This window comes from Bradyrhizobium sp. Ken01 (genome assembly GCF_055807355.1).
In genome coordinates this window covers 161,599-175,918 of record NZ_JBVVPC010000003.1, presented here as the reverse complement: position 1 = coordinate 175,918, position 14,320 = coordinate 161,599, and the positions used below count along the sequence as shown (strand labels likewise).

The following is a 14,320-nucleotide window of genomic DNA, read 5'->3' as shown; positions in this document are numbered from 1 at the left end:
AACTATCAACAAACTTCCGATTGACTGGCGGCAAACTCGCTGGTTTGGTGCGGCTGCCTCATGCCTGCGCGGCGAGACAAGCCAACGCGCCACTCGGCGCAGTCAAGACGGCCGGGGCAAATCGGGGAGGACCAATCTTGCAAGCGCTCCTGAAGCTGAGCAATGGAATTGACGCGTTCACACGTTGGACCGGCAAACGTCTGGCGTGGCTGATTCTGCTCGCCGTCGTCATCTCGGCGCTGAATGCGATCATTCGGAAGACGTTGGACACGTCCTCCAACTCCTGGCTCGAGCTGCAATGGGTGCTTTTCAGCATCGTGTTCCTGCTGTGCGCGTCCTGGACGCTGCTCGATAACGAGCACATCCGGATCGACATCTTCAACAGCATGATGCCGAAGCGGGCTCGCAACATCATCGACATCATCGGGCACATCTTCTTCCTGATCCCGCTGACCATTGTCATGATCGTGACCGGGATACCGTTCTTCCTGCGCTCGCTTCAGATCAACGAGCAATCCGGCAATGCGGGCGGCCTGCCGCAATGGCCGGCAAAAGCGCTGATCATGATCGGCTTCACCCTCCTGCTGGTTCAAGGCATCTCCGAGCTGATCAAGCGAATCGCCATCATGCGCGGAATGATCCCGGATCCTCACGAGTCGCAGGTCTCCGCACTGGAGGCCGAGGTCGAGCACCTCGTCGAAGCGATCGAAAAGAAGTAGCCGCTGGCGACGGTTTAGGGGGAAGTCATGACCGCGTTTATTATCGCCAATCTGGCGCCCATCATGTTCGCGACGCTCGTCGTCGTGCTGCTGCTCGGCTATCCGGCGGCCTTTTCGCTCGGCGCCGTCGGCCTGTTCTTCGCCATCATCGGCGTCGAGCTCGGGCAATTCCACCCGGACTTTCTGCAGGCCCTGCCCGAGCGCGTCTACGGCGTGATGAACAACGACACGCTGCTCGCCATTCCCTTCTTTACCTTCATGGGACTGGTGCTCGAGCGCTCCGGCATGGCCGAGGATCTGCTCGACACCATCGGCCAGTTGTTCGGCACCATCCGCGGCGGCCTCGCCTACGCGGTGGTGTTCGTCGGCGCCCTGCTTGCGGCGACGACCGGCGTCGTGGCGGCCTCGGTGATCTCGATGGGCCTGATCTCGCTGCCGATCATGCTGCGTTACGGCTACGACCGCCGCGTGGCGACCGGCATCATCGCGGCCTCCGGCACGCTGGCGCAGATCATTCCACCGTCGCTCGTCCTGATCGTGATGGCCGACCAGCTCGGCAAGTCGGTCGGCGACATGTACGAGGGCGCTTTCATTCCGGGCTTGGTGCTCGCCGGCCTCTATGCGACTTACGCGTTCCTCGTGACCATGATTTTCCCGAAGGCCGCCCCGGGCCTGCCGAAGGAAGCCATCGGTTTCCGCGAGGAGAGCGGCGACCGCGGCCTGAAGTCCCTCGGCGTGCTGTTCCTGGCGAGCTGCGTGTTCGGCTGGTTCATGATGCGGAATTCGGAGACACACGGCGCCGACTTCGTCGTGCTCAGCATGTTCTTCGGCATCCTCTTCGCGTTCTTCGTCGCCATCGCGAACTGGGTCCTCGACAAGCTGACGGGCTTCCGTTTCCTTTCGAAGATGGCGCAACAGACCACCTTCGTCATGGTGCCGCCGCTGTTCCTGATCTTCCTGGTGCTGGGCACGATCTTCATCGGTGTCGCGACGCCCACTGAAGGCGGCGCCATGGGTGCAGCCGGCGCCCTCATTCTCGGAGCCGCGAAGCGGCGCCTGACCTGGGACCTCGTTCGTCAAGCCACCGAATCGACGGCGAAGCTGTCCGCCTTCGTCGTCTTCATCCTGGTCGGCGCGCGCGTGTTCTCGCTCACCTTCTACGGCGTCAGCGGCCACGTCTGGGTCGAGCACCTGCTGACCTCGCTGCCCGGCGGCCAGGTCGGCTTCCTGATCTTCGTCAACGCCTTCGTGTTCGTGCTGGCGTTCTTCCTCGACTTCTTCGAACTGGCCTTCATCGTGATCCCGCTGCTCGGGCCCGCGGCGGAGCATCTCGGCATCGATCTGATCTGGTTCGGCGTCATCCTCGGCGTCAACATGCAGACGTCGTTCATGCATCCGCCGTTCGGATTTGCGCTGTTCTATTTGCGCTCGGTGGCGCCGAAGGAGCGCTATACCGATCGCGTCACGGGCAAGCGCATGGAGCCGGTCACGACGGGACAGATCTATTGGGGCGCGGTGCCGTTCGTCGTCATCCAGATGATCATGGTGCTGCTGGTGATCATGTTCCCGTCGATGGTGATGCACTACAAGGGCGTGCAATCCACCGTCGATCCCAACAGCATCAAGATCGACATTCCCCAGATCGATCTGCCGCCGCTCGATTTCGGCCAGCCGAAGCAATAGCGCCGGCCGGCCCCGCAAAAAAGAAACCCGGAGCTTTCGCTCCGGGTTTTTTCGTTTGGGCGGATCGTGCGCTCTGCGATCAGCTCTGCGAGTTGCGCGCCATGAAGTTGTCATAGCCGACTTCGGCGACCTGGAACCACTGATATCCGTTGTTCGAGAACGCGGTCAGCGATTCGTAGACCTTCTTGAAATCCGCGTTGGTGGCGGAGACTTCGGTGTGCAGCTCCTTTGCCGCCTTGAAGCAGGCTTGCATGACCTCCGGCGAGAACGGATGCAGCTTGGCGCCGGCCGCGAGCAGGCGCCGCAACGCCGGCGGATTGGACTGGTCGTACTTCGCCATCATCCAGTTGTTGGCGTAGTGCCCCGCCTGCTCGAGGATGCTCTGATAGTGCTTCGGCAGCGCGTTCCACTTGTCCTGGTTGACGAAGGCGAGAAGCATGGGCCCGCCTTCCCACCAGCCCGGGAAGTAATAATGCGGCGCGACTTTCACGAAGCCGAGCTTCTCGTCGTCATAGGGCCCGACCCATTCCGCCGCGTCGATGGTGCCCTTCTCCAGCGCCGGATAGATGTCGCCGCCGGCGATCTGCTGCGGCACCGCGCCGAGTTTGGCCATCACTTTTCCGGCGAAGCCGCCGATGCGGAATTTCAACCCGCTGAAGTCCTGAGGCGTCTTGACCTCCTTGCGGAACCAGCCACCCATCTGACAGCCGGTGTTGCCGGCAAGCAGCGAGACGACGTTGTACTTCTTGTAGAACTCGTTGAGAATCTCCCTGCCGCCGCCCAGCATGTACCAGGCCTGGTTGATGCGCATGTTCGGTCCGAACGGTACAGCCGAGCCGAAGGTGAAGGTCGGGTCCTTGCCGAAGTAATAGTAGGACGCGGTGTGGCCGATTTCGCAGGTGCCGTTCTGCACGGCATCGAGCACCTGAAGGCCCGGCACGATCTCGCCGCCGGCAAATGTCTGAATCTGGAATTTGTTGTCGGTCGCTTCGGCGACTATCTTGGCCATCATCTCGGCGCCGCCATAGAGCGTATCGAGTGATTTCGGCCAGCTCGTCGGCATACGCCATTTGATCTCGGGCGTCGTCTGCGCGATCGCTGGAGCGGCGAGCGTGGCGACACCCGCCGCACCAAGCCCGGTGACCTTGATGAAATCTCGTCTTTTCATGATTTCCTACCCTGATGGATTGTGATGATGGGCCTTCTTGCCGAGGCTTGGAGGCCAGCATGGAACAAGTGTCATCCGATTTCCATCCCTCACGATGTGAGGGACGAAAATGCTCAGCTCCCGCGCCATCCGATCCTACGACTTTAGGCTTAGGCGGCCGGCCGCCCTGGCCCTTCCCATCACGTCGCCTCGGCAGGGCATGACGGGTGCCCCGGACGCGTGACAAGCGCCGGAAACACGGGCATACCGCGCCATCCCCCAACCCAAGGCCGCCGCGCATGCCTCGATCGCACCCTGCTCCATCGCTCGTTGGTCCCTTGATCGCGTCGCTCTGGCTGGCCTGTGCGGCAATGACGGCGCATGCCGAGCCCAGCGCGAATGTCATGGCCGACGTCCATGCGCTGGCGCAAAAGGAGCAGCAGCCGCTGCTCGACACGCTGCGCGATCTCGTCAGCATCGAATCCGGCAGCAAGGATGTCGAAGGCCTGAACCAGATCGCCGAGCGCGTTGCCGGCCAGCTCAAGCAGCTCGGCGGCACGGTGGAGATCCTGCAACCCGCCGACGTCTATCGCCTCGACGACACGCCCGAGAAGATCGGCCCGGCCGTACACGCCGTATTCAAGGGCACAGGCAGCAAGAAGATCATGCTGATCGCCCACATGGACACCGTGTACCTGAAGGGCATGCTGAAGGATCAACCGTTCCGCATCGACGGCGACAAGGCCTACGGCCTCGGCATTGCCGACGACAAGCAGGGCGTCGCGCTCATTCTCCATACCGTGGCGGTGCTGCAGAAGCTGAGCTTCCGGGATTACGGCACGCTCACGGTGCTCACCAATGGCGACGAGGAGATCTCGTCACCCGGCTGGCGCAGCACCATCACCAGGTTCGCCGCAGATCAGGACGTGGTGTTCTCGTTTGAAGGCGGCGGCACCGACGGCACGCTGCGGCTGGCCACCAGCGGCATCGGCTCGGCCTACCTCACGGTGCAGGGCAAGTCGTCGCATGCGGGCTCCCGGCCCGAGGGCGGCGTCAATGCACTGTACGAACTCTCGCATCAGGTGCTGCAGATGAAGGACCTGTCCAAACCGGAGCAAGGCCTGAAACTGAACTGGACGGTCTCCAAGGCCGGCACCAACCGCAACGTCATCCCCGCGGAGGCCACGGCCCAGGCGGACGCGCGCGCGCTCAAGGTCGCCGATTTCGACGAGCTGGAGAAAGCGCTACAGGACAAGATCAAGAACCACCTGCTGCCCGACTCCAAGGTCGCGCTCAAATTCGAGGTGCGTCGCCCGCCGCTCGAGGCCAACGACGCCTCACGGCGCGTGGCGGCCTACGGCAAGACGATCTATGGGGAGCTTGGACTGCCTCTCAAGGTCGACGAGAAGGCGACCGGCGGCGGCACCGACGCCGCGTTTGCCGCGCTGAAGACCAGCGGAGCCGTGGTCGAAGGCATGGGCCTGTCGGGCTTCGGCGCGCATTCCAACGACGCCGAATATGTGCAGCTCAACAGCATCGTGCCGCGGCTTTATCTGACCACGCGCATGATCATGGATTTGTCCACCGGCAAGCTGAAATAAGCGCTCTCTTCCTTCTCCCCTCATATCCGCCGAAGCCTTGGCGAAGGCGGATGTGGGAGAAGGTGGCGCGTCAGTGCCGCACCACGTTCAATTCAACCTCGCCCGACTTCTCCGCCAGCCTGAACCGCAGCGTGAACTGCGCGCCGCCGCCCGGAAGATTCTCCACCGCAACCGTCGCCGCGTGATCATCCGCCACCGCGCGCACGATCGACAGCCCGAGGCCGGCGCCGTCGCTGCGCTGGCGGTCGGCGCGCCAGAAGCGCTGGAAGATCAATTCGCGCTGGGCTTCCGCAATTCCCGGTCCGCAATCGCGCACGCGCACCGCACCATCCTCGCTCACATCGACATCGACCGACGTGTCCTTTGCCGTGAACTTGATGGCGTTTTCGGCGAGGTTGAAGATCGCGCGCTGGAGCATCACGGAATTGCCGTGGATCAGCACCGGAGCCTCGGTGCCCTTCAGCGCGATATCCTTGTGCTGCGCGATCGCGAACGGCGCGATCGAACCGACCACCTCGGCGCAGACCGCACGCAAATCCGCGGTCTCGCCGGGATCGAGCACCAGCGTGTCGAGTTCGGCGATCTCCAGCAGCTGCGCGACGATGCGGCTCATGCCCTCGATATCGGCATGCAGCGCCTGCTTTGCAGCGCCGTCGCCGAGCGTCTCGATCCGCGTGCGCAGGATCGCGAGCGGCGTGCGCAATTGGTGCGCGGCGTCGGCGGTGAACTGCCGCTGCACCCGAAAGCCGTCCTCGAGGCGGTCGAGCGCCTGGTTGACGGCGGTGACGAGCGGCATGATCTCGCGCGGAATCTGCTCCGTCGGCAGGCGGATGTCGGTGCGCGCCGGACCGATATTGCTCGCCTCCTCGGAGGCCTTCCACAGCGGTGCGACAGCGCGGCGAAAGATGATGATGTCGATGGCGAGCAGGACCAGCAGGATTGGAATGGTGATCCATCCGACCCGTCGGAAGAAGTTCGACACGATGTCGTCGATGATGACGTCGCGGTGCGCGAGGTCCTCCGCGACGCGAATGCGTATCAGCTTGCCGTCGATGGTGCGGGTGACGCCGGCGCCGGAAATCGTCTCGGAGAGCGGCGGCGGCGCGGCCGTGGCAGCGCCGGTCTTGCGGCGCGACGAGAACAGCAGATGTCCCTCGGCATCGCGAATATCGTATTGGTAGCGGCCATAGGCTTCCGAATAGAGGCCCCTGAGGCTGTCGGGCAGGTTGAACGTCAACAGGCCGTCGGGCTGGGCGACGATGCGCTCGGCCAACACCTCGGCCTGCGCGCGCATGGCATCGCGATGCAGCTGGTCGATCTCGGAATTGAGCAGCCAGAACAGCACCAGCGGCAGGAAGATCGCGACCACCGCGACCGCCACGATGTGCAGGAACACGATGCGCCAGATCAGCGATTTGAACGTCGGCGACCTCGCATGGATCCCGGCGCGGAATCCGGCGTGAGATCCGATCCGGGCCACGCTATTTCTCCTCGGCCATGAGATAGCCGACGCCACGGATGGTGTGGATCACGACCTTGGCGCCGTGCTCAGCGAGCTGCTTGCGCAACCGCGAGACGTAGACCTCGACCGCGTTGGAGGCGACCTCGCCGTCGAGGCCGAAGATGTGGTCCTCGACGTTCTTCTTCGGCACCACCCGTCCCTGCCGGCGCAGCAGGATCTCGAGCACCGAGGTTTCCCGCGCGGAAATGATGCGCGGCTGGTCGTCGACGAAGATCTGGCGGCTTTCGGTGTCATAGACGAGGTTGGCGAGGCGCAACGAGCGGCCGAGCAACTGGCCGGGCCGGCGCAGGATGGCCTCCAGCCGCGCCACCAGCTCCTCCATCGCGAACGGTTTTGCGAGATAGTCGTCGGCGCCGCTGCGCAGGCCGCTGACGCGGTCCTGCAAGCCGCCGCGCGCGGTCAGCACCAGCACCGGCAACGGCTCCATCTGCCGGCGCAGCTCGCGCAGCACCGAGAGGCCATCGCCGTCGGGCAATCCGAGGTCCAGGATCATCGCGGCATAGCTGACGCTGCTGACCGCCTCGCGCGCCTCGGCGGCGCTGCCGACGATGTCGCTCTCATAGCCGGCCGCCGACAGCCCGCCGGCAACGAGCCGCGACAGTTCGGCATTGTCCTCGACGATCAGGAGGCGCATCGCATTGTCCCGCGGGATGTTCCGGTGTCACCGCACGGCTCGCGCCGCATCTTCGCTGTCTTCCACCATCCGGGGCATCTCGGCCAGCGAAAAAGCATCCCCCGCGGGCGGCCGCTCCCTTCCGTCAGGTTCCTGTAAGCCAATCAGGGCACCTGCGGATGAGGTCGCGGATGGCGCGGACGTTTGCTTCCTTGGGCCCCGCCGCCGGCGCCGCATCGATCCTGCCAAGGAACGAACACCCCGGAGAACCGTTTAACTCAGCTGCAACATTTCTCATTTGATGGGGCGTCGTGCAGACCACCTAAGGTAATGCACATGGGCCTTGCACGACGAACACGTCTCAGCTCCCTTCGATCCGATTGCTTGACCGCCATCACGCGACATCCGGGCGCCGCCGCGCTTGCTGCCGCAGGTACCCTCGTTGCGGCTACCGCAATCATAAATCGGCGGCTCGCGAACAAAGCGCAACGCGATAACCCTCCGCAGGGTCGGTTCATCGACGTCGAGGGCGTTCGCCTGCACTATTTGGAACGCGGCAAGGGCAAGCCGCTGGTTTTGTTTCACGGCAATGGCAGCATGGTCCAGAATTTCGATTCGAGTGGATTGATCGATCTCGCAGCCGGGAACTACAGGGTCATCGTGTTCGATCGCCCCGGTTTTGGGCATAGCTCGCGGCCAAGACATGTCGTCTGGACCCCGGATGCTCAAGCGGACCTGTTCAAGAAGGCGCTCGATCAGTTGGGCGTCTCTCAAGCGATTGTCCTTGGCCATTCGTGGGGAGCGTCGGTTGCGGTTGCGCTGGCGAAAAGACATCCTTCGTTCGTACAGGCTCTCGTGCTGGGCTCGGGTTATTATTTCCCGACGCCCCGCTCGGACAGCGCGACGTCGGTGCTGTCCGCCCTACCAGTGGTCGGGGACCTCATCAGCTATACGATCTCGCCGCTAGTCGGTCGGATGATGTGGCCCGCGATGTTGCGCAAGCTGTTTGGCCCCCGGCCGGTCCCTAACAAGTTCACGGGCTTTCCGAAAGAAATGGCGCTCCGCCCATCACAGATGCGGGCCGCAGCGGCCGAAGCGACGATGTTGGTCCCCGCCGCATTCTCAGGCTCGAAGACTTACGGTGAACTCAAGATGCCGACGATCATTGTCGCGGGCCAGGGCGACCGTATGATCGATGTCAAGCAGTCGGCCAGGCTGCATGGCGAGATCAAGCAGAGTAAATTGCGCCGGATCGACGGAGCGGGACACATGATTCATCATTCCGCAACTGCTGAAGTCATGGCGGCCATCGACGAAGCTGCTGCCGAGGCCGTGTTGACCCATGGACGGGAAGGTCCGGGCGTACAGCAGCCCCGAGAGACTTCCGGCGCCTGAGGGCGGATTGTTGACGAGAAAGCGGCTGCACGGAATTTCCGAAGAAGAAGTCGAGAGATCCATGGGACGCGATGACCCCGCATAGCGCCATCGACCAGTGACGATGGGCCACCAGTTCGTAGATGTGCTCAACACCGAGATCACCTGACCGATCATTCGTGAAGCAATTCGTAATCGCTGACGAACAACTCCGCTTGTGGCCGTCGGCGAACCTCACGGCTCGTTTGCCGAGGATCGCCTCTGAGCCAACTCGGTCGCGGGGTACACTTCAACCTGCCCTTTCGATCGAACCGACACCTTCCGACCGGGTATGCTATCTGTCAATCACTGCCTAGGACTGCTCGTCGGGACACCATCGTGCGATCAGGAACGAGCCGCCGGCAACGGTGGCAAGCAGCAACGCCACTGCGATGATGGCTGTGGGCAGCGCGATCAAACCCCGCGCATGGGCGGTCATCGCGGCGGAACCGAAAGTGAACGAGCACCCGCTCGCGACGAGGTTCGACATGGCTTGCACGACCGCGCAGCGCGAGACCGGCTTGTAATTCAGAAACCTCCAAAGCAGCGGCGCGCCCGTGAAGGCAAGCGTCAAGGCCCAGACGAGGATCAGGAAGGGTCCGTCGAAAAGGCTAAAGAAAATGAAAGACAAGATCATCACTCTGAAGCGTCCGGCGTTTGACGTCATAGCCCGCGATCAGGTTCAAATGCGTCAGGTCTCTGCAGCTCCAAAGACAGACTGCGGCCTGTCCCGTTGACGAGCCCGCGTTCAAACAGCTAAATTGGCAATGTCGGAAAAGGCAGATTTGGTCTGGTAAGCCCAAGTCCTTTCGGTAACGAAAGCTCTGGTCTTTGGCCTCAGGCCTGAGATCCCCACGACGAACGCGATCGCTGTTCAGGCGATCACATGTTCGTCCGTGAGGTCCTCAGGTCCGGGAAACGCTCCGGTCGATCATCGACAACGGAGCATTTTATGCAGACCCCCGACACGATTTCCTATGACGTCATCATCGCAGGCGCTGGTCCCGTCGGCCTCTTTCTGGCTTGCGAGCTGCGGCTTGCCGGCTGTTCGGTGCTGGTGCTGGAGAAGGCGCAAGACCCGCACTCGCCGCTGAAGAGCCTGCCCTTCGGCTTGCGCGGCCTGTCGGTGCCGACCATCGGGAGCTTCGACCGCCGCGGCTTGCTGGAGTGCTTGAAAGCTCGCGCGACGAGCCGCGACACGCCGGCGGCTGCGCACTGGATGCAGCAGCAGCGTCGCCCCGGCGGTCATTTTGCCGGCATCCAGTTCTTCCACGACCAGATCGACGCTACGCAATGGCCATACCGCCTGCCCGGCCCGATCACCAACATGGCCGCCGACATGGCAAGCATCGAAGACGTCCTTGCGATCCGCGCCAAGGCGCTGGGCATCGAGATCCGGCGCGGCTGCGGTGTCGAGGCGTTCGTGCAGTCGATCGATGGCGTTGCCGTCGAGGTGAGCGGCGAAACCGTCCACGGCCGCTGGCTTGTCGGCTGCGACGGCGGGCGCAGCAGCGTGCGAAAAGCGGCTGGTATCGGCTTCACCGGGACCGATCCGGAGTTCACCGGCTATTCTGTTCAGGTCGAGCTGGCCGATCCAATCTTGCTCAAGCCGGGTCGCCACTACACGCCTTCGGGCATGTACACCTATGTGGCGCCGGGGACGATCGCGATGGTCGATTTCGACGGCGGCGCCGCCCACCGTAGCGAGCCGGAACGCGACCATGTCGAGGCGGTGTTGCGCAGGGTCTCGGGCATCGACGTGACGGTAACTGCGCTGCTGCTGGCCACAACCTGGACCGACCGTGCTTATCAGGCAACCGACTATCGCATGGGCCGAATATTGCTGGCGGGTGACGCCGCGCATGTCCATTCGCCGCTGGGCGGCCAGGGCCTGAACCTCGGCCTCGGCGATGCCATGAACCTCGGATGGAAGCTCGCGGCGACCATTCGTGGCGATGCGCCGTCCGGCCTGCTCGACAGCTATTCGACCGAGCGACATCCGGCAGGAGTACAAATCCTGGACTGGTCGCGCGCACAAGTCGGGCTGATGCGCCCCAGCAAGAGTTCGCGCGCGCTCGAAGCCATTGTGCGTGATCTCGTCAATACGCGCGACGGCACGACCTACTTCGCCGAGCGCGTGTGGGGCGTTTCGCTCCGTTACGATCTCGGCGGTCGGCATCCTCTGGTGGGCCGAAGCGCACCGGACTTCAAGCTCGCCGACGGGACCAGACTGAACGAGCACCTCAGAACGGGACAAGGGCTGCTGCTGGATTTTGGCGTACGGCCATCGCTTCAAGCGCTTGCGAGCCGCTGGAGCGGCCGGATCACCTATGTCGCAAACGAAGCAAAGGATCGATTGGGCTTGATCGCTTTGCTCGTGCGCCCCGACGGCGTCGTGGCCTGGGCCAGCGAACAGGCTCCTGACGAGGAGGAAACCTCGCAGGCCGCAGCGCGATGGTTCGGTGAGCCCAATGTCTGCTAGGGCCGTTTCACGTCGCCGATATCGGCCTTACCATGCGCTAGCCTGAATTCGGACGGTGCTCCTGAAAAGCGGCTCTGAGTTCGGCCAGCTCATCGCTTGTCGCTCCCAGTTCCCCATCGGTACGGCTTGCAGGTAAATCCTTGTAAGCAATCGGCTGATCGAACTGGCTCGCCGTGAAGTCATACCGCCGGCCTGTGATGCGATTGTAAAAATGGTCGCCGGCCGGCAGCGGCGTCTTCAGCAAGTCGCCGCCGAGGCGCTCATTTCGGATTTTGCGATAATGCCTTTATGCCACTGTTTTGCCCGACGAGTCAAACGATCTCGCTGAAGCACGCGCTTGGTGCGCCTCCCGCTTTCGCTCCCAAAATGCGAAGTTGCCATCGACCGCGCGATGCTCGGGCCCGCCTGCCAATAAACTCCATTGCATCAAGCTGTTGGCTCCACGCGCAACGCCTTGTCCTCTCATCCCTCGTCTACTGTGCATGGGGTTGTTTTTCAGATTTTTTGTTGGAGGCCCCGCCCGTACGCGGCGACAACGCCGCTCGGCGGCTTCCGCCTCGCCTGTTCCGATCGCGTCGTCCCAAAGAAAAAGCCCGGCCTCGCGAACGAGACCGGGCGTGTCGTCTTGCGACTTGTTCGAAGATCAGCCGCGGGTGCGCGAGCGGATCATGAAGCTGTCGTAGGTGTATTCGGCGACCTGCCACCACAGATATTCGTCGGAGCGGTAGGCCTGCATGGCATCGATCGATTTCTTGAAGTCGGGATTCTTGGCCGAGATCTCGCCCCACAATTCGTTGGTCGCCTTGAGACAGGCTTCCAGAACCTCATTGGTGAACGGGCGAAGCTGCGTTCCGCCGGCGACCAGACGCTTCAGCGCGCCGGGGTTCACCATGTCGTAGCGCGCGGCCATCCAGGTGTTGGTGTTGACGGTCGCGTTGGTGAGGATCGCCTGATAGTTCTTCGGCAGCTCGTTCCACTTGTCGATGTTGGCGAAGGCGTGAACGGTGGGACCGCCTTCCCAGAAGCCCGGGTAGTAATAGTACTTGGCGACCTTGGCGAAGCCGAGCTTCTCGTCATCGTAGGGACCGACCCATTCGGCGGCGTCGATGGTGCCCTTCTCCAGCGACGGATAGATGTCGCCGCCGGCGAGCTGCTGCGGCACCACGCCGACCTTCTGGAGCACCTGGCCGGCAATGCCGCCGATGCGCATCTTGAGGCCCGAGAGGTCGGCAACGGTCTTGATCTCCTTGCGGAACCAGCCGCCCATCTGGGTGCCGGTGTTGCCGCAGGGGAAGCCGACCACGTTCGACTTCTTGAAGAACTCGTTGGCGAGCTCGTTGCCGCCGCCCTGGTACAGCCAGGAATTCTGCTGGCGTGCGTTCAGGCCGAAAGGCACCGACGCGAAGATCGCGAAGGTCGGGTCCTTGCCGACGTAATAATACGACACCGTGTGGCACATCTCGACGGTGCCCTTCTGCGTCGCGTCCAGCGCCTGCAGGCCCGGAACGATTTCACCCGCCTGGAAGACCTGGATCTGAAACTTGTTGTCGGTCATCTCGGCGACGTATTTCGCCATCTGCTCGGCACCGCCATAGATGGTGTCGAGCGACTTCGGGAAGCTCGACGTCAGGCGCCACTTGATCTCGGGCGAGGACTGCGCGATCGCCGGCGAGGCCACCGCGGCGGTCGCCGCCGCACCGGCTGCCGACACTTTCAGGAAATCACGACGCTTCATCTTCAGTCTCTCCTTGTTGGGGCGTTTCCCCTAACTTCCTCTTTGCTGCCGCTCATTCCGGCGACGCGTTCTTGGGCCGCGTCGAACCGAAGGGGCTTGACTGCCGTGGGCCTTTAACACGGAAGCCCCGCTTTCGAAACGCGACATTGGCATGACAGGGCTCTACGAAAGTCGCATGTCCCCAGAGTATTGGTTTGAAGGGGTTGGCTTGAAGGTATTGCCTTGGATCTGCTCAGGCCGCGGCGATGACGCCCTTGAGCTGGTCCCGCACCTGCCCCGCAATGGCGCGGTAGATCGCCGCATGGGGACCGTCCGGCTCGCTGTCCACAACGGGCGTGCCGGCGTCCGAGGTGGCGCGAATCGCCATGTGCAGGGGGATCTCGCCCAGGAACGGCACCCCGAGCTTCTCGGCCTCGTGGCGCGCGCCGCCATGGCCGAAAATGTCGGATTTCGTGCCGCATTGCGGACATTGGAAATAGCTCATGTTCTCGACGATGCCGAGCACGGGCACGTTGACCTTCTTGAACATCGCAAGCCCCCGCCTTGCGTCGATCAGGGACAGGTCCTGCGGGGTCGAGACGATCACGGCGCCCTTCAAGGGGACGTTCTGCGCCAGCGTGAGCTGGGCATCGCCGGTGCCTGGCGGCATGTCGACGACGAGCACATCGAGCTGGCCCCATGCGACATCGCGCAGCATCTGCGTCACCGCCGACATCACCATCGGCCCACGCCAGATCATCGCAGTCTCTTCCTCCACCAGGAAGCCGATCGACATGATGGCCAGGCCAAAGCGCCTGAGCGGAATCATCTTGCGCTCGTCGTTCAGCTCCGGCTTCTCATGCAGGCCTGTCAGCCGCGGCACCGAGGGGCCGTAGATGTCGGCATCGAGCAGCCCGACCTCGAGGCCGAGATCGCGCAGGCCCAGCGCAAGATTGAGAGCGGTGGTGGACTTGCCGACGCCGCCCTTGCCCGAGGCGACCGCGATCACGGCCGCGACGCCCGGAATCTCGGACTGCCGCGCCATCGGCGATTGGGCGCCGCCGTGCGGCGGCGGCTTGTGGGCATGGACCGGCTGCACGCCTGGCGCACCGCGGCTGGGAGTTGGCGGCGGTGGTGGCGCCGCACCGGCCTTGCGCTCGGCGGTCAGCGCCACCATCACAGTGGTGACGCCGGGAATGGCGCGGACCGCGGCCTCGGCCTCGGCCCGGACGGATTCCCAGGCTCGCGCCTCGGCGGCATCGACATTGATCGAGAAGAACACCTTGCCGTCGGCCGCGCTGATCGCGCTCAGCACACTGGCATTGGTGAGCGCGACCCCGCGGGGCGACTTGATCCTGGCGAGGCTGTCGAGAACCTGTTGCTGCGTCACGCTCAAAGCGCATCTCCTAGAATTCAAGATGCCCCA

The 14,320-nt window shown here is 63.3% G+C and carries 12 protein-coding genes; 5 read left to right on the top strand and 7 right to left on the bottom strand.

The features are described from left to right. Nucleotides 1-137 precede the first annotated feature (137 nt). Nucleotides 138-719: a TRAP transporter small permease subunit gene (locus AC0L3S_RS04775; protein WP_473257803.1), complete on the top strand. Its 582-nt coding sequence runs from the start codon at nt 138-140 to the stop codon at nt 717-719. A gap of 27 nt (nt 720-746) precedes the next feature. Then, nucleotides 747-2,402, top strand: a complete 1,656-nt coding sequence (locus tag AC0L3S_RS04770; protein WP_473257806.1) for a TRAP transporter large permease — start codon at nt 747-749, stop codon at nt 2,400-2,402. A 79-nt stretch (nt 2,403-2,481) separates the two neighbouring features. On the opposite strand, the gene AC0L3S_RS04765 is transcribed toward AC0L3S_RS04770, so the two are convergent. Further along, nucleotides 2,482-3,570, bottom strand: coding sequence for a TRAP transporter substrate-binding protein (locus AC0L3S_RS04765; RefSeq protein ID WP_473278270.1), 1,089 nt, complete (start codon nt 3,568-3,570; stop codon nt 2,482-2,484). Nucleotides 3,571-3,848: 278 nt separating this feature from the next. Here AC0L3S_RS04765 and AC0L3S_RS04760 point away from each other — a divergent pair, with 278 nt between their 5' ends. After that, nucleotides 3,849-5,150: a M20/M25/M40 family metallo-hydrolase gene (locus tag AC0L3S_RS04760; protein WP_473278269.1), complete on the top strand. Its 1,302-nt coding sequence runs from the start codon at nt 3,849-3,851 to the stop codon at nt 5,148-5,150. Nucleotides 5,151-5,220: 70 nt separating this feature from the next. On the opposite strand, the gene AC0L3S_RS04755 is transcribed toward AC0L3S_RS04760, so the two are convergent. Then, on the bottom strand, nt 5,221-6,630 hold the full coding sequence (locus AC0L3S_RS04755; RefSeq protein WP_473278268.1) for a sensor histidine kinase: 1,410 nt from the start codon (nt 6,628-6,630) through the stop codon (nt 5,221-5,223). A 1-nt stretch (nt 6,631) separates the two neighbouring features. Next, nucleotides 6,632-7,306, bottom strand: coding sequence for a response regulator transcription factor (locus tag AC0L3S_RS04750; protein WP_007592584.1), 675 nt, complete (start codon nt 7,304-7,306; stop codon nt 6,632-6,634). A gap of 315 nt (nt 7,307-7,621) precedes the next feature. Here AC0L3S_RS04750 and AC0L3S_RS04745 point away from each other — a divergent pair, with 315 nt between their 5' ends. Beyond that, complete coding sequence (locus AC0L3S_RS04745; protein WP_473278267.1) at nt 7,622-8,680, top strand: alpha/beta fold hydrolase; 1,059 nt, start codon at nt 7,622-7,624, stop codon at nt 8,678-8,680. Between the two features lie 331 nt (nt 8,681-9,011). Here AC0L3S_RS04745 and AC0L3S_RS04740 read toward each other — a convergent pair whose 3' ends face one another. Next, nucleotides 9,012-9,335: a hypothetical protein gene (locus AC0L3S_RS04740; protein WP_473278266.1), complete on the bottom strand. Its 324-nt coding sequence runs from the start codon at nt 9,333-9,335 to the stop codon at nt 9,012-9,014. A 315-nt stretch (nt 9,336-9,650) separates the two neighbouring features. On the opposite strand from AC0L3S_RS04740, the gene AC0L3S_RS04735 reads away from it, so the two are divergent. Next, the gene (locus AC0L3S_RS04735; protein ID WP_473278265.1) at nt 9,651-11,180 is read left to right on the top strand and encodes an FAD-dependent monooxygenase; all 1,530 of its coding nucleotides are present in this window, start codon (nt 9,651-9,653) and stop codon (nt 11,178-11,180) included. Between the two features lie 37 nt (nt 11,181-11,217). Here the strand turns inward: AC0L3S_RS04735 and AC0L3S_RS04730 are convergent, their stop codons facing one another. From AC0L3S_RS04730 to AC0L3S_RS04720, 3 genes are all read right to left on the bottom strand, one after another. Next, the gene (locus tag AC0L3S_RS04730; RefSeq protein ID WP_473278371.1) at nt 11,218-11,451 is read right to left on the bottom strand and encodes a YunG family protein; all 234 of its coding nucleotides are present in this window, start codon (nt 11,449-11,451) and stop codon (nt 11,218-11,220) included. Nucleotides 11,452-11,823: 372 nt separating this feature from the next. After that, complete coding sequence (locus tag AC0L3S_RS04725; RefSeq protein ID WP_027517246.1) at nt 11,824-12,915, bottom strand: TRAP transporter substrate-binding protein; 1,092 nt, start codon at nt 12,913-12,915, stop codon at nt 11,824-11,826. 232 nt (nt 12,916-13,147) lie between these two features. After that, entirely contained in the window at nt 13,148-14,290 is a 1,143-nt protein-coding gene (locus AC0L3S_RS04720; RefSeq protein ID WP_473278264.1) for an Mrp/NBP35 family ATP-binding protein, read from the bottom strand. Nucleotides 14,291-14,320: the final 30 nt, after the last annotated feature.

Excerpts from the sequence above, each read along its gene's own strand:
- AC0L3S_RS04770 (WP_473257806.1), top strand. The coding sequence starts at position 747 with ATGACCGCGTTTATTATCGCCAATCTGGCGCCCATCATGTTCGCGACG.
- AC0L3S_RS04765 (WP_473278270.1), bottom strand. The coding sequence starts at position 3,570 with ATGAAAAGACGAGATTTCATCAAGGTCACCGGGCTTGGTGCGGCGGGT.
- AC0L3S_RS04760 (WP_473278269.1), top strand. The coding sequence starts at position 3,849 with ATGCCTCGATCGCACCCTGCTCCATCGCTCGTTGGTCCCTTGATCGCG.
- AC0L3S_RS04750 (WP_007592584.1), bottom strand. The coding sequence starts at position 7,306 with ATGCGCCTCCTGATCGTCGAGGACAATGCCGAACTGTCGCGGCTCGTT.
- AC0L3S_RS04745 (WP_473278267.1), top strand. The coding sequence starts at position 7,622 with ATGGGCCTTGCACGACGAACACGTCTCAGCTCCCTTCGATCCGATTGC.
- AC0L3S_RS04740 (WP_473278266.1), bottom strand. The coding sequence starts at position 9,335 with ATGATCTTGTCTTTCATTTTCTTTAGCCTTTTCGACGGACCCTTCCTG.
- AC0L3S_RS04735 (WP_473278265.1), top strand. The coding sequence starts at position 9,651 with ATGCAGACCCCCGACACGATTTCCTATGACGTCATCATCGCAGGCGCT.
- AC0L3S_RS04725 (WP_027517246.1), bottom strand. The coding sequence starts at position 12,915 with ATGAAGCGTCGTGATTTCCTGAAAGTGTCGGCAGCCGGTGCGGCGGCG.